Raw genomic sequence first — 17,808 nt, 5'->3', positions numbered from 1 at the left:
CCCCTGTCCGGAAAATTGTCAGTCCGACACACCTATCCGCCATATCCCTACTCCGCCTTCACCCGCCAAAACCCCTTCCCTTGGAACAGCGCCCCATCCGGCACATTCACATCAATCATCTGCGCACCCGCATTCGCCGCACCGGTCACACCGGGAAGCAACGCAGTCCCGCCCGTCGCACGCTGGTAGCGATACACATCCGTCCAGCCCGAGAGATTCGCGCTGTACTGCAGCGTCCACGTCACATCCACGATGCTCGGGTGATAGGGAAAGCTCAGCCTCCGCATGCCCGCATTCGGGGCGGACGGCTGACCGAGGCGAGCAGACGTGAAGGCCTTCGGGTCCCCACGGAGCGAGTATTCTAGCAAGTTCGGCAGGCCATCCCGATCCGGATCGGCGGTGCCCGCCGCATTGCCGGGATTGCCCGGGAATTGTCCCGCGGACCAGTTCGCGTAGCTCAGCGCACTGTCACCTTTCAAAGTGAAATCGATGAATTGAGAGCCTCCCATATAGAACCTCAGCAAATCCTGCGCGGGACCGCCGGAGCCGGGATCATAGGTGACTTGGAAGGGCACAGCCTGTCCGGTGGCGAGGGTGCCATTCAGATCGAATGACTGCGGCTGCATGGAAAAGCGGAGCGGTGAGCCGAACGGCCCGAGTACGGATATCACGACCAGGCCCCCCGCACCGCTGTTGCGCAGCAGGAAATTCTTCGTCACGGAATGCAAGGGCAGCGCCACGAATCCAAAGTCGAAAGACCCACCCGAAGGGATCACTTGCGCGGACCCGCCATTCACCTCCTCCACGGAGAACACGGGGCCGGTCTTGTCGAGGGCGATGCCGTAGAGACGATACGTGTTGTTAGGATCGTGCGACTGCACCCGGATCACCCGTGTCGCGGCGTCCGCGGTGAAAAGGTATTCGGTGCGGATCCCTTGGGCCGCGCCGTAGAGACCTTCATCGACTTCGATCGAATCGTTTCCGGACGAGAACGTCGCTAGGCAACTCCCGGAAGACGCGGATCCCGCGCCGAAGACCTGGACCCGGTAGCCCTGGCCCGTCACGAGGCCATCCAGCGTGATGGTCACGTTCTTCTGCCCCCGCACGAATTGGTCTCCTATCGTGCCGCTGGCTCCTCCCGAGTTTCCAGGAACGGTGGACTGCGAACCGGACTGGAAAACACCACCGAAATCCGCCCCCTCGATCTTCACCTTGCCCGGAGCATTCAGGTTGGACGATGGCAGCCCTCCTACCCTCACTCCGTTCAGATCGAGTCCGCCGACGGGAGTCCCCAACGCATAAGCCCAGGATTCGGTGTTAAAGAACTGCCCCGTCCCGACTCCGGAACTCGCATCGTCATTCCACGGCCGGATGCGCCATGGCGACGAGAAGTCCTCGGCCGTGAGCTTGAAGTCATCCAGCAGCACCGTGCTGTCCACGCTCGTCTGATTTCGCAGCCGGATGTCCAGCAGCGACGAGGTGGCGATGAAGGTGCCCGTCACACGGTAGTACGGATTGGTGCCACCCACACGAGGTGAAACATTGAACGGCACCGCAGGCTTCGCCGGACTATTCGCCCCGCATTCCAGGGACCAGGTCGCTGCCGGCACGCTGCCCAGATAATCGCGGGCATTCGCACGGAAGCTCACCGTGTAGCGCGTCCCCGGAGTCAGCCCGGCCACGGTAGTGACCATCGAGCCTTCGTTTCCATTCTGGCTCTGCACGATGGCGACTTGGCTCCCAGCGGGAATCGCGCCGTTGTCTGCGAAAGGATAGCTCGGCGACGGGTCACGCACCGGATTGATCCCCACCTGACCGCTCCAGCTCCAGCCGGTGATCCTGCCGTTGTTGTTATTGGAAGCGTAGCCGGGCCAGTTGCCATAGAAGTCCGCCTCGAAGCTCGCATTGGGAATGACCATCGTCTCGGGAATGACGTGTTGGTGCGCCGGCATCTCCGCCGGCGTGACCACGTGGGTCTCCACGCCCACTTTCTCCGCCAGCGCACGAGCCGTCAGGCCACTGCCGGTGCCGCGCCCCATCGGCGTGCGACCGCGGAAATCCGGCAAGCCGAAGGTGGTCTGGCCATTGCCACCATAGACGTCGCCCACCACTTGGTGCAGCGCGTTGTTCGAGTTGATCGGGAGCGTCCGGCCATCGGCGGGCGTCACATCCGCCGGCAGCGCACCGGCATACATCACGATCTCCCCGAGCGTGTGCCCGTTGTAGCCGTTATGGCCCACTTGGGGAAACAGGCCCAAGGTCACGATACCGATTTGAATCGCAGCCGATGGCTGCACGGTATCGATCGGCGTGGACGTTCCGGACGAGCTGGTGGATGCGCCACCATACCCGTGCGTGTGAGCCGGTAGATTGAGCCCCGACAGGACCGTGGTCTCGCTACCAAAGGTCTGCCCGAGCGTGCGCGAAGTAAGCCCGGGACCCTGGCCCGCACCGACGGGAACCCGCCCGCGCAAGTCCGGCAACGCGAAGGTGGACACACCATCGCCACCCCATGCCGTGCCGAGCGCCGCGTAGAGATCCGGATACTCATCGATGGAAAGCAGCTGCCCCTGCGCAAGCGCCCAGCCGGAGGGAGCGAAGTCACCGGCGAAAAGCCGCAGCTCGCCAGCACCATTGATCAGGAAATTCAGCCCCAGCGAAGACTGGCGATTCTCGAAAGGTGATGTCGCCACCTCACCGGTGAAATTGAGCTGCAGCGTATGCAGCGTGTGGCCATGGCGCGGCAGGTTCTCCGCCACCAGCGCGACTTTCTCCGAACCGGATTTGCCAGCGAGTGTCACCGCCGTCAGTCCGCTCCCCTGTCCCGGCTGGACTGGCACCGTGCCACGGAGATCCGGCAGCGCGAAGTTCTGCACGCCATTCCCACCGTAGCGGGTGAATAGGATCGAGTAGACCGCGGTATTCCCCGTCACGGGGATCAGCCGGCCATCTGCCTCCGGATCGCCAATCGCGATATCACCGGCGGAGAAATGAATCTCCCCCAGATAGCCATCATTGGGCGGCAATCCCGGAAGGCCATCCCCCGGAGTCGGATACACACCCGTCATCACGAATTGCGACCGGACCACCAGCCCGGGCTGCACCGTGTCCATCGGGCTGGAGCTGCCGGTCACGGCGGTAATGTCCGCAGCGTGAAGCGATGCCACACCGAGCAACAAGGCCGCAGCAGCGAAACGGGAGGCAAGACGATGCGCGGGCAGGCCCGTGCGTGAATGCCGAGGGAGGAGGCGATTCATGAGCGAGGAGACAGAGGAGGGTTTGAGGAACCTCCGTGTAAGATAAAAGCCACCCGCTGTTAAGGACAATCCCCTGATCGCGCAGGGGCCGACCGCCACGACGGATTGGCACCGCGCCTGCGAGGAAGGAAAGCATCCAACCCGAATCCCAACGCCATGAATGAAGACCCGAAATCCGGCATCAAGCAGAACAAGGACACCGACTGCGACGATCCCCGCTGCGATGTCCTCCACGATCTAAGCCGCACCCCACGCTCGGAAGAGGCAAAGCTCGAGCAAATGGAGGAGAATCCTCCGAACCACGAGCTCTGAGCCACCGGCCCACGCGTGAAAAGCGGAAGGCATCGTGATCGCGCGGCTGCATTGCACCCCGCGCCGCCCATCCGTGCGCATTGCAGCGGACTGCTGTGGGAAAACGCCCCGCATACAAAAAGCGGGCCGCCCTGTTAGAAGCGGCCCGCCAAAATGATCAGCGTGAATTCAAATCAACCCCTCACGGCATCGTCGCCTTGAGCCGTGCGTAGAGCCTGCCGCTACCGCCCGCATTGCTCGCCGGGATCGTCACCGTCACGTTATCCGGATCCGGCACCGCATTCACGTTTACCGTCACGCCATTCCCATCGGGACCGGAGGACGCCGCGCCGATCGCCACCGAGCCCGGCCAGGTCGCCAGCGTGGTCCCATACTCTACCGTCACGGTCACCGCACCGATGCTATCCTCCTCGCGCTTGAAGGACATCGTGATCCCCGTCGCCGCACTCCCCGTGAAGGTCGGCGCGATCGCCGCGGTATCATTCACCGTCGGATTGCCACCCAGCACCCACTCGAGTCCCGTCGCAATACCATCGTTGTCGAAGTCGAAATCAAACGCGGTATTCGTCAGCGTCGGGAAGGTAGCCGTCCACGTCGCATACGGATTGGCACCCGCCACCGTGAGAATGAGATCCGTGCCGCTTATCGACAGCGTGCCATTCAGGCTGGCACCCACCGAAGCAGTCACATTCGCCGCATCCAGCGTGCCGGTGATGCCACCGGTCGTGTGGATCAGCGTGTAGACACCGGCCGCAAGACCACCCGCATCCGTGATCGTGAATTCATTCAGCCCGATCGTGCCCGCACCGAGCGAAAGCGTGCCGCCCACATTCACGCGGTCATTCGTTCCCGCCGGTGCACCCAGCTGCATCACGATGCGGCCCGCACCCGTGCCGATCTGATCCGCTTCCAGGTTGCCATTGATCGTGAGCGTCGCACGGGTATCAGCGAGCACACCGGCCGCGCTGGTGCCACCAGGCGAAAGCTTGCTCGGTGCCTGCAGCTTCACATTGCCACCGATCGTGCCGGAGCCCGCGAGCGTGCCATTCATCGCACCCGTGCCACCCACCCCCGGCAATTCGCCGAAGAAGACATTCCCGGGCACGCGGCCATCCACGACCAGCGCGCCACCATCCACGATGTGGGTCGGGCCCGTGTAGTCATTCGTGTTGTTCGTGATCACCACATGGCCGTTCTGCCGCTTGGAATAACCATTGGTGCCCGCGCCCGTCATCTTCCCGGAAATCACCAGCGTGCCGAAGTCGGTGCTGATCCGCGAGACACCCGCGGCCACGCCACTATTCGCATCCAGGTGAATCGTGCCGCTCAGCCCCGCATCAGTGAACCCGGTCGCGATATTGATGATCTTGTTCCCCGTGCCGGCATCCGCGAAGTAGATGTCATTGTCGATCGTGCCCCCCGCGATCGCGAGCGTGTTGGTATTGGCAAGGCCGGGACCCATCGTGATCGGACCGCTGCCCACGTTCGCATCCGCCGCGGTCGTGATGGCATTGTAGAGATTCAGACCACCGCCGAAGGTATTCGTCCCCGTCAGCGTCATGTTGCCCAGGCCCCGCTTCGTCACACTGCCGCTGCCGGTGATGGAGCCGCCGTAGCTGAAGTTATTGCTGCGGTTGAATTCGACATTGGCATTGTCGAGGATGTTGCCCGCCAGATTGCCGGTGGTCCCATTGGCGCCGATCTGGAGCGTGCCCGCGCTGACCGTGGTGAGGCCGGTGTAGGTATTGTCCTGCGAAAGGATCGCCGTGCCGGTCCCCGCCTGCGTGAGAGTGCCACTGCCACTGATGAGCGAGGCGATGGTGACATTGTCCGTCCGGTTCACCACCACGCTGCCATTGTTCGCCACCGTCGGAGCAGCGATGCTACCCGTCGTGCCGCCGTTGCCGATCTGCAGCGTGCCTGCATCCACCGTGATCGCACCCGTCGCGGTATTGTTCGCGGTGAGGAATAGCGTGCCACCAGCCGTCGAAGTCATCGAGATGCCACCCGTGCCAATGATCGACGAGGCGATGGTCACATCACCGGTCGATGTCTTTGAAATCGAGACTGGCTCGAAGGTCTCCAAGGCAAAGGGCACCAGCGAGAGGTTATTCCCCGCCGTATTCTTGAAGGCCACATTCCCCGGCGAGAGGCTCGCGATCAGCGTCACCGTCCCGGTCGCTGCATTCACGAAGTCCACGTTGTCCCGCGTGAAGAAATCGTCGTGCAGCGAAGTTCCCAGGTTCAGGAAATTCTTGTTCGTGTCCTCGATGCTCCAGTCACTGTTCGTGTAGCCATGCCACTCCAGATTGGCCGCTTGGAAATTGTAGATGAGGTCGGAGTTCCCGCCTGCCCCACCCAGCGCCAACGTCGCGCGGCCGGGATTCAGCAGCATGAAATTGCTCAGATCCAGCCCGCCGTTGTTGTCATGCAGCACCACGATCCCCGACCCGGATGAAGCCGAGTTCGCGATCACATTGACGATCTCGAACGGAGCCACGATCACATCCGCCGCGCGGAAATTCTGGCCCGCACCGGTCGTCGTCGGATCGAAGCGGAGGTTCGAGGCACTCCCCAGCGTCAGCGTGCCGGTGGTGGAGCCCTCGCCATCGAGCGTGGCCGCCGGGCTCACGTTGATATTGCTCGTGAAGCTTCCCGACGCCTGCAGCGTGGAATTCACCGTCGTCGTGCCCGTGTAGCTATTCGTGCCGGTCAGTACCACCCGGCGCGTCCCGCCGATCGTCAGATTCGCGCCCGGCGCGGACTCGGTGATGTTTCCGGAGAAGGTCACCTTGTCAGTCGCATCGCCCGAGCTATCGAGCAAGCCAGCACCGGTGATCAGGATCGGGCTGGTGACCAGGTCGCCGGTCGCAAGCGAACCGGTCGAGGAAAACTTGCCGCCATTCAGCACGATATTCCGCGCGAAGGGATTCGTCAGCTCGAAGGCGCGGAACTCCGTGCCGGTATTGATCGTGAGATTGTAGCCCGTGTTATAGGTCGCTGCTCCCTGCGCCTGGAGAACGCCTTCGCTCACCAGGATATCGCCCACCGTCACCTGCCCGCGCAGGTCGAATTGGCCGAGTCCCACCTTCGTCAGCTTGAAGAGACCGCTCGTCACCGAGGTGCCATTGGCGCCAACCCCATAGCGCACGCCGGAGGGCGCGCCGATCGAGGCATCCGCCGTCAGCGTCAGGCCGCCGAAGTGATTCGCATCGCCCGTATTGCCCGTGGCCGAGTAGAGCGCACCGATCCCGCCCGCACCATTGCCCGCGATTGAGATCGTCTCGGCGAAGGGCAAGCGCTTGTCATTGATGTCGAGCGTTCCGCCCGGATTCACCACCGTGCCCTGCGTGTTGCCGCCCAGCGCATTCAGCACACCGCACTGGAGGATGCCACCGTTGATCGTCGTCAGGCCGGTGTAGGTGTTCGCCGCGGACAGCACCAGCTTGCCCGTGCCACCCTTGGTCAGGCTCATCCCGGAGACCGACTCGATGATCGGGCGGCTGATCGTCAGCGTGCCCGTGCCATCATGCGTGATCAGCAGCGGATCGTTGAGATTGACCGTTCCCGTGTCGCCGATCGTATGGGCTCCCGTCGCGCCACTCGTCACCGTGATGGCCGCGCTCCCCGCATCGGTATCGAAGGTCAGCGTCTGCGCCACATTCGAACCATCGACCAGCCGCACACTCACCGCCGAGTCCGCATCGTCCGTGAAATTCAGCGAACGGATCGTCCGCCCGGCCCCGATGAAATTCGTCAGGAAAGTCGTCGTGCCCGCTTTGTAGAAATAGACATCGAGCGTGTTGTTGAAGGTCGGGATCGCGTTCGGGTCCCAATTGTTGGCCTGTCCCCAGCCCGCCGTCGCGGCACCACCATCCCAGATGGCATTGACCGCGGAAGCGGAGTGGGCGGACAGACAGACGATGACGAATGGCAGGGCACGGGTTTTCATTCGATGAATCTCGCTAACGGGTTCTGGTGAGGGACGGCGCAGCCCCGGCCCGGCCGGAAATCATCCGGTCCAGTAGGGAAGCAGCCGCAGGAGTCAGCCGGGGAGAGCTCTTGGTTTTGTGTTTCGGTCCCGGCGAAAAGGTGGTGTGACGAGTCCCCCGGATGTTCCCTAAATATTCTCCCGGAGTTTTCCCGAAAGCCGCGGAGACTGCAAAGAAGCGCCAACCGCGCGGGATGCAACAGCCCAGCCGGGGAGCGTACAAGGCTCTCCGAGGTCGTCCAAACGGACATCGCCCGCAGCGCCAGAGTGCCCTTAAGGAGTGTCGACATCCTGTCGACACGGCGTGAACCGCATGTCCACGCTCCTGACATCCTCGCCTTCTCGCGCAACCTACATCCGAGGCCGGGCACGCGTCGCTAGTGCGCAGTACCGCCTCTTCCCTCCTCCTGATGATCCACCAACCCCGTCACAAATGCCGCCAGCTCCGGCGAGTAAGCATCACGCCGGACCCACACACCGGAGGAATCTGGGGAAACCCACTTCAGATCGGGATACTTCGCCGCCAAAACCTTCCGGCTCTCCTCATTCATGCGCGCGCCCAAGCGAATCCGCGTGGCCTGATCCATCAGCGCCATCGGATAACCATCGATGAAAATCCCCAGCACGTAAGCCGCGACAAATGCAGCCCACCGCCACCGCACCTTGAACCTGACGATCGCCATCACCGCCAACACGAACACCGCAAGCGCCACCCAAGGCGCATAGTCAATGAACCACGACCCCGGAAGCTCCAGCCGCCGCGCCCAGCCCCCTTGGATCGCCGCGACATCGCTTCCAAGCATCAAAATCGCAAACCCGAAAAGCATGGCAACGGCGATCATGACTCAGCACCTCCACCCTGCAGCAAATCCAACGCACCTGAAAAGCCCCAATCTCCCCGCGACAGGGTGATAGCCTAATCACCTCGCCTCTTCCTCATCAGCAACACCACGCTCCGCGGGATCTCCACCAACAGAATCGGCAAACACCCGATCGCCCCCGGAATCCACCCCATCAGAACGAATCCATTGACGGCGGCATCCACCGCATCACCCGGCTGATCCAGCGCCTTCCGATACGCCGGAGCAAAGTCCAGCGGCCACAACGCCAGCCACACCGTCACCACGATCCCCGCCAACAGCAGCAGGAAATGCAATCGCTTCGTGAGCCACCTCAACCACACCGCGTAGGCCACGATCGGAAGACCGAAGATCAGCGCGTAGGTGAAGAGCTTCTGCATGAGATCTGGCAGACTGTCAGGAGGTCTTCGCGAGTTACTCTTGTGAATCGGGAGCTCGTTCGCCCGCTTGAAAGAGAACCTTCCGGCCATCCTTCACGCTGAATCCATCGAACGACTTGAGGGTTACTGCCGCCGCCGGCTGCCTGGTGAACGCCACCGGCTTTTGCGGCCGTCCATTGATAATATCGTCGATCGAATCCCGATCGGCCGCTGACAGTCGGCCATTGAGAATGTCGTCGATCGATTTCCGATCAATCGCTGGCACAAATTCATGGTCATACGCGGTGATCGTGAGACCGGTAGCGTGCTGCCACGTCTCCATGTGGGATGCCCAGCTGCGGCCTATCGAGCCTTCAGAGCGTTGACCTATTGGCTTCTCGATCCCCAGCGAGGCAAGCAAGGTCGCACGGGAAACCGGAAAGTCGCGGATCAAGCGCGCCTTCGTGATGACAGCCTCCTTCTCCGGCGAGAGACCAGTACACGCCGAAAGCGAAAGCACCGCCATCGTGGCGAGGCAGCTCCAGGCATTGATACCTTGAATCATTGGGGAAGCGTATGAATGAAAGCGGCCAAGCTCCAGCAGGATAATGGCGCCCACGCCAATCTCCCCATTCACTTCAGCCCCGGTCTCCGTATCCTTCCTCCTCTGTGACCTCCTGCCTTTCCTCTGTGCCTCTGCGGTAAACGGCAGGGACCCGGTGAGATCCCTCCGCCAACCCTAACGGGGATCCAAAGGAAAAGCAATTGGTCGGGTGCCGGGGATTTTAACCCCGACGACGTGAATCCAAATCACGCATGCTAACAGGTTACATCAACACCCGATGAAAACGAAAAGGAACAGGGACAGGAAAACGAAAGAGAAAGTACCGCGACGGGGAATCGAACCCCGGCTTCCGCCTACGCAGGGCGGTGCGCTTTCCACTACACCAGCGCGGCAATGAATGATGGATTGAGAATGGATCAAAAGAAATTGGTCCGGAGCGACGGGAATCGAACCCGCATTGCCTGGGTCACAGCCAGGGATCTTGCCGTTAGAACACGCCCGGGATTGGAAAAGGGAAAACGAAAGAGGGAGGAAGTTACAAAGGGACACAGTTATGCATTTCGACACCCCATCACGGGAATCGATAAGCCGGATACAGATAAACAAACAATGGCGATCGCGGCGGGACTTGAACCCGGCATCTGCGGGTTGAAAGCCCACCATGCTGACCTTTGCACCACGCGATCGAAATCAGATCGGAATGGAAACGACGATCAGCGGCGAGAGGTCGAAGGCAGCAGAATCCCGCTTGGCAGAAGGATTCAGGCGGATTCCAGAGAATCCCGGCGGCTAAAGTCCGCCATAGTCACACTTCACTGCATCGCACCACGAAGCCAATCAAAGGCCTCACCGCTGATGTCGCGGTCGCTCTCGGAGCGGAATGATGGAATGTCGAAGGTTCATCGGAACGCCTCAAGAGATCCCATAACTCCCACCAACCGTCAACCAGGAATTTTCCGACCCATGATAAACGCAAACAAACACCCACCAGCACCCGCCCAATAACCGCGGCGCAGCTGCCCTCGGACTGCTGCGATCATTCGCAGCTTTCGAGTGCACCCTCCAAGCCCTCCACTCACACAAAACAAAGCGACCTCCAACGATCGCCACCCTCCACCAAAACCACTCGTCTCTCTCAGACACCGCCAACGACCATCGCCGAAAGCCGAAAGGCATCCAAGCCGTCACGATGCAAAAAACGCAAGGATCACTTCTTGTCTAAGCCACCCTGTTCGATCCCACTTTTCTTGAGGAAGCCAGCGAAGACACTCGATGCCCGCGGCGTTATTTGAAAATAAGAACCACTCCTCCCGTGGGCCACTCCGGAGCCCTCGATGCCCGGCTCGAAGGCGTAGACATACCCGGACTCGAAGGAGATCGCGAACTCATGTTTCTTCTCTCCCTCGATGAAGACGATTCCATGCCGCGGGATCTCCGGAAGAAATGCATCCGGCATCGCAGCCTCTCGAATCGATCTGGTAAAGTCATCTAACAGGACCAGCCGCTCGCGAGCTTCCAGCGCCTTGATCCGGCCCAGGACAGGATAGCCGTGATACATTTCCGCGGCATCGGCACTTGCACCCTGCGTCTCCGGCACCCCAAGTTCCCGGTGTCCCTTACCGGCCGGACGCCCCAGAGAAAGGATTTCGATCGTCGCTCCGGCGGCTGACCATGCTTCCATTTGGGCGGCAAGCCTCGCCTGCTGAAACATCTCCATGCCGCGGATCTTCACCACTGTCGAAGCATCCCATTCCCCGGCGATCTTCGAGAACACCCAGGACCCGAAAACCATGTGGCGGGCCCACAGCCCCGCATTCGCGTTCTCTTCGACCCGAACCGGCAGCGTCTTCTCGCAATCATAAGGATGGCCCAGGTTCCACCACGCCGCAGACCACTTGAATTCAAGCGCCTTCGGATAGCTGGAAGTATTCCTCCACTCCTCCATCGCCTTCCTTCCCTCCGGCGATACCGAGGAATCGAACACAAGAGACGGCTTCACGTAAAACGACCGCCAGCACCACGCCACATACCCGCCCGTGCTGAGCAAGAGCGTGCCGAACAAAAAGATGGCCGCGCGCTTCCTCATCTCATTTCTCCGGCTTCACCCGCCTCACACCACCCTTCTCAAGAACACTATCGAACCCATCCATCGAACGCGAACTAATCCTGAAAAACGCAAGATTCTCACTACGACTCTTCCCCATCGGAGGATCACTCCCATAAAAGCCATCAATCCCCTCGATCCCATTCCCGAAGGCATAGGCATCTCCCTTCTCAAAATTGATCAAGTATTCCGCCCTCTCCTCTCCCAAGGTGAGAATCACCCCATACCGCGGGCTGATCCCCCACCCCGGCAGCTCGCTGTCGACATCCGCCTCACGGATCGAACGGGCAAGGCCATCTAACAAATGCTGTCGCTCACCCGCCTCCACCACCGCGACACTGCCGAGCACCTCATAGTGATGGAAGATCCCGGGAACGCGGAATCCCAGCTCCGTAACCTCCACCACATGCTGCTCCAGCGGATCCGGAGACGTCACACGCCCCAGCGAAACGATTTCAAGGGTCGCCCCATTGGCCGTCATCGCATCAATGCGGGAAGCAATCTGCCCCTGCCGGTAAATCTTGGATTGGCCGAACAAGCCCTTGGAAGGCCGGCTATGATCCATGACAGTCGCGGCATCCCATTCCCCGCCGGTCCTGGAGAATCCCCAGAAGTGGCGGCTGTCCCACGCCCACAGCCCGAGGTCCTTGATCTCCCTCACCTCCACCGGCGCCGCCATCCGGCAGTTCCATGGGTGCTGAAGGTTCTGCCACGCCTCGGACCAGTCGAACCCAAGTGGCGCCGGATAGCTGGAAGCGCCTCTCCACTCCTCCGCCGACCTCCGGCTTCCCGGCGACATGTTGCCTGCAAACTTCAGCCGCGGCTTCACATAAAACGGCCGCCAGCACCACGCCACATACCCACTCATGCTGAGCAGAAGCGCACCGAACAAAAGAATCGCCGTTCGCCTCTTCATCTCACTTCTCTTTCTTCATCCGCTTCACGCCGAACCTGTCGAGCAGGGTATCAAAGGTGTCCCTCGACTTGGAGTGGATCACAACGCGGGTCTCCCGCGGGTTGTCATCGCAATCGTAGGGGTCGTCGACGCCATCTCCATGGGCGTAGCCGATATACCCTTGAGGCCAGAACTCCAGTTCGACCTTCTGACCGCCGCCGCTGAGAATCACGGCGATCCCGGAACCCCTGCTTCCGAAATCGCGATCGGCTGGCACCTCGACCGCCTCGCGGATCGCGCGGGCCACCGCTTCCACCAGCTCCCGCTTCTCCTGGCGCTCCGACACCGTGACACGATCCAGGATAGGAGTGTCGTGAATTACCCCCGGAGAACTAACCGCCTCATCATCCCCCGCATGCGCAGAACCAAACTCCCCCAGGGAAAGCAGTTCGATCGTGACACCCTCTGCCATTCCCAATTCTTCGATCCGGGAAGCGACTGCTCCCTGATGCCTGACTTCGCTGGTGACGCTGCGCCAGACAGCAAATGGACCTCCCACGGGAACAGGCGGCCCCCATTCCCCGCCGGTCTTTGAAAATGCCCACATCCCGTCAAACTGAACCGCCCACAGCCCGCAACCAGGCTCCTCCACGATGCGCACCGGGAATGCCCGGAAATTACTCCATGGATAGCGGAGATAATCTGCAGCCACCTCCCAATGGAAGCGAACCGGCCCGGGATAAGCGGACGTCTTCGCCCACCGTTCCACTGCCCTTCGCGCTCCCGGCGAGACAGCACCACTGAACACAAGCCGCGGCTTCAAATAAAACGGCCTCCAGCACCACGCCACATACCCACCGATGCTACAGAGCATCACACCGGACAGCAGAATGGCCGTGCGTCTCTTCATCTCATTTCTCCAGCTTCCGCCGCTCGATCCCGTTTCGATCCAGCACCGCATCGAATGCCTCACGATAGCGCGTGCTCAGCCTGAAAAACGCCAGGTTCTCATTCGGATGGTTCCTCCCGAAATTCGAATCGTCATACGTCCCTACAAATCGATTGAAGCCACTTCCGAAAAAGTAGCCGTTCCCATCTTCGAAGCTCACCAGGCACTCCGCACGCTCTCCTCCCAGCGTGATCACGATCCCATGACCGGGACTCTGGCCACCCGCCGCCAGCCCGTTTCTAACATCCCCCTCACGGACCGAACGGGCGAATCCCTCGAACAAACGCTGCCGCTCCCTCGCATCCGACACCGTCACCCTGCCCAGTACCTCATAGTGGTGGAAGATGCTTGGGAAATCCGTCTCCGGCCCTTTGGCCTCGCTCGCCGGTCGCACCAGCGCCCCGGCCGCCGTCACTCGCCCTAGCGAAAGGATCTCGATCGTCGCCCCGGCAGCCAACTTGTCATCGATCCACGTCCCAATCTCCTGCTGGCGGTGGCTCCTGTTGTTATTCGCCAAGTCATTCCAACTCCCGTAGTCGAATACAGTCGAGGCATCCCACTCCCCGTTCGTCTTGGAAAAGCCCCACGCCCGGACACTGTCCGTCGCCGCCAGTCCGAGGTGCGGCGCATACTGGACCGCGACCGACTTTCCCATCTTGCACTGCCATGGATGCCTGAGATTCCACCATGCCATGGACCACTCGAATCTCGCCGGCGCCGCATAATTGGAAGACCACCGCCACTCCTCCAGCGCCTTCCGCGCCCCCGGCGATTCTTGGCCAGTGAAGAAAAGCCGCGGCGGTAAATAGAACGGCCGGAAACACCACGCCACATACCCGCCCATGCTGAGAAGCAGCGAGCCGAACAAGAGGATGGCCGTGCGCCTCTTCATCTCACTCCCCCTCCCTTCTCCTCCGACTCCGCAGCCCGCGACTCCATCGGCCCGGTGATGATCCTGCCAAACTCATAGTAGGGGTAAACCACCCGCTCCACCTCCGGGTCCCCGCCTTCACGCCGGTCCTTCACCCAGGTGCGGAACAAGCGAAAGCGGTAGACTTCACCCTTCGCGTCCTCACTTCTCTGCAAGACCCACTGGTCATCGAATCCGAGATCGAACTCCAGGCGCTTCTCCCCCCGATCGGCATCGAAATCGATAATGTCCGCAATGCCCTCCTTCCTTACCACCACGCCAGCTTCCGCCATCCTCTGGATCATCGCTCCCACGGCCTCGTGCTCATTCATCCTTGGTATCAGATCGAGCATCTTCTGGATATCCGGCGGCGGCGGCGTGTCCGGCAGCGGTGGGCGTGATGCCGCATGCGGACTTCCTTCCCGATAGAGCGTGAGCCGGGTGAAGCCTTGGGTGTCTCGCTGCCGCTTGATGAAGCTCAGGGTGTCCGGTTCCCCGTCGGAGGATTGCATCAGGTAGCGGCCGGCCTCCGTCAGAAACACGCCATCCTTGCTCAGCATGAAGCTCCGGCCATCGAGATCCGGCCACTCCGGCATACTTCCGAACTCCAGGATGTCGTCGTTCAGCTTCGCCTTCTTCAATCCATCCGCGGAGATCCAGTTTCCCGAGCGCCTTTTCAGAAATGCCGCCTCCTGGTCCTTCTCCTCCTGCATCATCCGCAAGGCCTCCCCCCGCGCCTCCACTGAGAGCTCTTTCGGAGGCTCCTCCGCTCTCACGCCGTACCGCGCCAGCAGGGCGGACTTCTCCCTCTCCGCGAGACGATACTCAATCACCACCCCCACCAGGCAGCCCAAGACAAACGCAAACAGCAGTGAGGCGATCCGCATTACCTTCATGACCTATCATCACCAAAAGCTCCCGGTCAATCCGCCAGCCTGAGGAGCGGGGACACTCCTGTCCCCCATCAATTCCCCACAGTCACTTCCGCGGATCATACCCGAACTCCACCATCGTATCATAGTACGGCGAAACCTCCCCGCGATCCGTGAACTTCGCCGACGCATCGGCCAGCGTCGCCTTCGCCTCATCCGCCTTTCCATCGCGGTATTCCATCGCCGCCTTCGTATACGCCGCCAGCAGCGTATCCGCCTCCTTCAAATTCTCCGCCGCACGACGCTCAAACTCCGCGTCATTCCCCCGCCCCTCCTCGCACAGCATCAGCTTGAAATCCACCAGCTCGCCCACGGTCCCCTTCACCGCTCCCTGCGACTGCAGCACCTGGAATGCCTTGATCGCCTCATCCCAGTCCTTCGTCACGAAACTCATCTCCGCAATGTTGAACCGGATCGATGGATCCCCCGGCTTCTTCTTCGCCGCTTCCTTGAAGTCCTCCAGCGCCGCCTTGAAGTCCCTCTTTTCCGTGTAGCACGCACCCCGCAGCGTCAGAAAACCCGGGTCCCCCCTGAACTCCTCCGGCACTTCATCCAGAACCTTCATCGTCCCCTCGATGTCATGCTTCCCGAAAGCCGCGTTGGCCGACTTCAGCGACTTCGATAGCTCTTCGCGAGAACCCCGATCCGCCACCTTACCCTTCCCCGCCTCCGCACCCTCAGCCTTACCTCCCGCCGCGCCATGCGCCGTCGTCGCAGCACCCGACTCCACCGCCGCTCCACCCGAGGCAATCGAACTCCCACCGCTCACCGGCTTCTTGCAAGCCGGCATCATGAAAACTAGCGCGATGGAACTGCCGATAAGGAGAGACTTCATTCTTCAGTTACTTTATGCGGCAAAGTTTCACCCCGTGAACCACGAAATGAACCAGCACGATGAAATTTCGATGAAGGGCTGAGGACCGAGATCGAACGCACACTTACCTTCACGGATAGTAGCCAAACTCGATCATCGTGTCATTCCACGCCGCAAGGTCAGTGTTGAGGCGGAATCTTGTAGAGGCATCGGCGAGCGTGGCCTTCGCCTCTTTGTCGTTCTTCGCGCGGAATTCCATCGCAGCCTTCGTATACGCGCCCAGCACGCTATCCGCATCCTTCAAGTTCTCCGCGGCGATCCGCTCGACGTCGGCAGCATTCCCCCGCCCTTCCTCGCACAGCATGATCTTGAAGGCGACCAGTCCACGCAGGAGCTCCGCATTCGGACCCTCACGCGGCGTCACCCGCTTGAATGCCACGATCGCATCGTTCCACTTCTTGGTAACGAAGTACACCTCCGCAATGTTGAACTGGATCTGCGCATCCCCCGGCATCTTCTTCTCCGCCTCCCGGAAACACTTCAGGGCAGCATCGAAGTCCCTCCTCTCCACATGGCAAGAGCCCCGCAGGAGGAGGAATTCAGGCTCCGTTTTCACGTCCTCGGGGAAGGCATCGAACTTCTCCAGTGCCCCTGCGATGTCGTGCCTGTAGATCAAACGCCGGACCAGATCCTGCGCCAGGGAAAGCTCCTCTCGCCTCGCCTTCTCCGCCTCGGTCTCTTCGGCGGGAGCGGCTGACGCGCCCGCTGGCACCGGGATTGCATGAGGGACTGGCTCCGGCCTCGGCGGCAGCATCGAATAAGTCACGGCTCCACAGAAGATCGCGAACAAGAGCGCCACCACGCCGTTCACGAGCAGATAGGGACGCCACTCCTTCCCCCGCCTGCTCCGTTCGAGAGCCGTGGTTACGATCATGGGCCCCAAAAGCAAAACCTGCGGAAACACCCCGAAGACGGTCGCCCCTATCCAATTCCGCGAGCCGGGCGCGAACGTGATCATCGACACCAGGCCCAGACCGACCACTGCACCCAGCGCCCCCAACCGGATCACGCGAGGGTCGATCCGTGTGAGCATGCGATTCATGGTCATCCCGTCCCTATCGCAGTTCACGATCACCGGGGCAAGCCACCATCGCCCGCATCACGGAGAAACAAAAGCCTTCGCACGCATCGCACTCACAAACTCCCCCGCCTTTCGCAAGCGCAGCGAAAACTTCGCCGGCAAGCCCGCTTCATTCAGGAACTCCACCTCCACGATACTCCCTCGCTCCTCCACCTTCAGGATCTTGCCGAGCGGAATGAGATGCTCTATGTCGAGGTCTCTGGCAAACACGGTGTAGGGAAAGGAAGTCGTAAGGGAGAGATCGGAGCCGGTGACGACAACCGTCAGGCATTTGAACGAGCCTCCGATGCGGGTCATGAAGGTCTTGTGAGAATATCCCGCCACGAGTCCCTCCACGAATACCACGCCCGCATCCCCCAGCTTCGGAAGCCTCAGCATACTCCTCCGTCGGCCCCACAGCAGAAGACCGACACTGAGCACCTGCACTAGAACAACCCCGAGGACAAAGATCCCAACAAATTGCGATGCCGGGGACATCGCCAAGGCTTGATGGGGAAAGAACGAAAGACAGGAAGACACAAGATACGGGAATGAAAGGCTCACCGCCGGGCGAGCTTGTAAAGACCCCGGCCCGCAAAGGGAAGGATCGCCTTTGAAGAACCCTTGCTGCCCATGTCCAAGGTGAAGCCCTGAGGAGGGGGGACACTCCTGTCCCCCCGGCCTTTTAATTTAAGGAAGCACCACAAAAGCATCGTTCCTCCTCAGCCCTTCACCATGCC

General features: G+C 61.1%; 14 protein-coding genes and 3 tRNA genes. 1 reads left to right on the top strand and 16 read right to left on the bottom strand.

Going from position 1 to position 17,808, the window contains the following annotated elements; all coding sequences use genetic code 11:
- Positions 1-47: 47 nt before the first annotated feature.
- Positions 48-3,257 carry a phage tail protein gene (locus WKV53_RS14905; RefSeq protein WP_341405564.1) on the bottom strand — a complete coding sequence of 1,070 codons (3,210 nt, stop codon included), beginning with the start codon at positions 3,255-3,257 and terminating at the stop codon, positions 48-50.
- A 156-nt stretch (positions 3,258-3,413) separates the two neighbouring features.
- On the opposite strand from WKV53_RS14905, the gene WKV53_RS14900 reads away from it, so the two are divergent.
- Positions 3,414-3,569, top strand: a complete 156-nt coding sequence (locus WKV53_RS14900; RefSeq protein WP_341405563.1) for a hypothetical protein — start codon at positions 3,414-3,416, stop codon at positions 3,567-3,569.
- Positions 3,570-3,750: 181 nt separating this feature from the next.
- Here WKV53_RS14900 and WKV53_RS14895 read toward each other — a convergent pair whose 3' ends face one another.
- The 15 genes from WKV53_RS14895 to WKV53_RS14825 form a co-directional block, all read right to left on the bottom strand.
- Positions 3,751-7,521, bottom strand: coding sequence for a beta strand repeat-containing protein (locus WKV53_RS14895; protein WP_341405562.1), 3,771 nt, complete (start codon positions 7,519-7,521; stop codon positions 3,751-3,753).
- Positions 7,522-7,937: 416 nt separating this feature from the next.
- The gene (locus WKV53_RS14890) at positions 7,938-8,402 is read right to left on the bottom strand and encodes a hypothetical protein (protein WP_341405561.1); all 465 of its coding nucleotides are present in this window, start codon (positions 8,400-8,402) and stop codon (positions 7,938-7,940) included.
- A gap of 74 nt (positions 8,403-8,476) precedes the next feature.
- Positions 8,477-8,800 (bottom strand): hypothetical protein, encoded by a 324-nt coding sequence (locus WKV53_RS14885; RefSeq protein ID WP_341405560.1) that lies wholly within the window; start codon positions 8,798-8,800, stop codon positions 8,477-8,479.
- 34 nt (positions 8,801-8,834) lie between these two features.
- Positions 8,835-9,344, bottom strand: coding sequence for a hypothetical protein (locus WKV53_RS14880; protein WP_341405558.1), 510 nt, complete (start codon positions 9,342-9,344; stop codon positions 8,835-8,837).
- Positions 9,345-9,664: 320 nt separating this feature from the next.
- Positions 9,665-9,736 (bottom strand) — tRNA-Arg (locus WKV53_RS14875).
- A 35-nt stretch (positions 9,737-9,771) separates the two neighbouring features.
- Positions 9,772-9,846: transfer RNA gene (locus tag WKV53_RS14870), tRNA-His, on the bottom strand.
- A 108-nt stretch (positions 9,847-9,954) separates the two neighbouring features.
- Positions 9,955-10,030: transfer RNA gene (locus WKV53_RS14865), tRNA-Glu, on the bottom strand.
- 521 nt (positions 10,031-10,551) lie between these two features.
- On the bottom strand, positions 10,552-11,430 hold the full coding sequence (locus WKV53_RS14860; protein WP_341405556.1) for a hypothetical protein: 879 nt from the start codon (positions 11,428-11,430) through the stop codon (positions 10,552-10,554).
- Position 11,431: 1 nt separating this feature from the next.
- A complete protein-coding gene (locus tag WKV53_RS14855; protein ID WP_341405554.1) occupies positions 11,432-12,364 on the bottom strand; it encodes a hypothetical protein in 933 nt (310 codons plus the stop codon).
- A gap of 1 nt (position 12,365) precedes the next feature.
- A complete protein-coding gene (locus tag WKV53_RS14850) occupies positions 12,366-13,004 on the bottom strand; it encodes a hypothetical protein (protein WP_341405552.1) in 639 nt (212 codons plus the stop codon).
- A 250-nt stretch (positions 13,005-13,254) separates the two neighbouring features.
- Complete coding sequence (locus tag WKV53_RS14845; RefSeq protein WP_341405550.1) at positions 13,255-14,184, bottom strand: hypothetical protein; 930 nt, start codon at positions 14,182-14,184, stop codon at positions 13,255-13,257.
- The gene (locus WKV53_RS14840) at positions 14,181-15,089 is read right to left on the bottom strand and encodes a hypothetical protein (RefSeq protein ID WP_341405548.1); all 909 of its coding nucleotides are present in this window, start codon (positions 15,087-15,089) and stop codon (positions 14,181-14,183) included. Before WKV53_RS14840 ends, WKV53_RS14845 begins: the two co-directional genes overlap by 4 nt.
- A gap of 91 nt (positions 15,090-15,180) precedes the next feature.
- Positions 15,181-15,969, bottom strand: a complete 789-nt coding sequence (locus WKV53_RS14835) for a tetratricopeptide repeat protein (RefSeq protein ID WP_341405546.1) — start codon at positions 15,967-15,969, stop codon at positions 15,181-15,183.
- A 109-nt stretch (positions 15,970-16,078) separates the two neighbouring features.
- Positions 16,079-17,050 (bottom strand): tetratricopeptide repeat protein, encoded by a 972-nt coding sequence (locus tag WKV53_RS14830; RefSeq protein ID WP_341405544.1) that lies wholly within the window; start codon positions 17,048-17,050, stop codon positions 16,079-16,081.
- A 57-nt stretch (positions 17,051-17,107) separates the two neighbouring features.
- Complete coding sequence (locus tag WKV53_RS14825; RefSeq protein WP_341405542.1) at positions 17,108-17,467, bottom strand: hypothetical protein; 360 nt, start codon at positions 17,465-17,467, stop codon at positions 17,108-17,110.
- Positions 17,468-17,808 lie beyond the last annotated feature (341 nt).

The organism is Luteolibacter sp. Y139 (genome assembly GCF_038066715.1).
Lineage (GTDB): Bacteria > Verrucomicrobiota > Verrucomicrobiia > Verrucomicrobiales > Akkermansiaceae > Haloferula > Haloferula soli.
The sequence above is the reverse complement of the archived record's forward strand: the minus strand, read 5'-3'. Positions and strand labels throughout refer to the sequence as shown.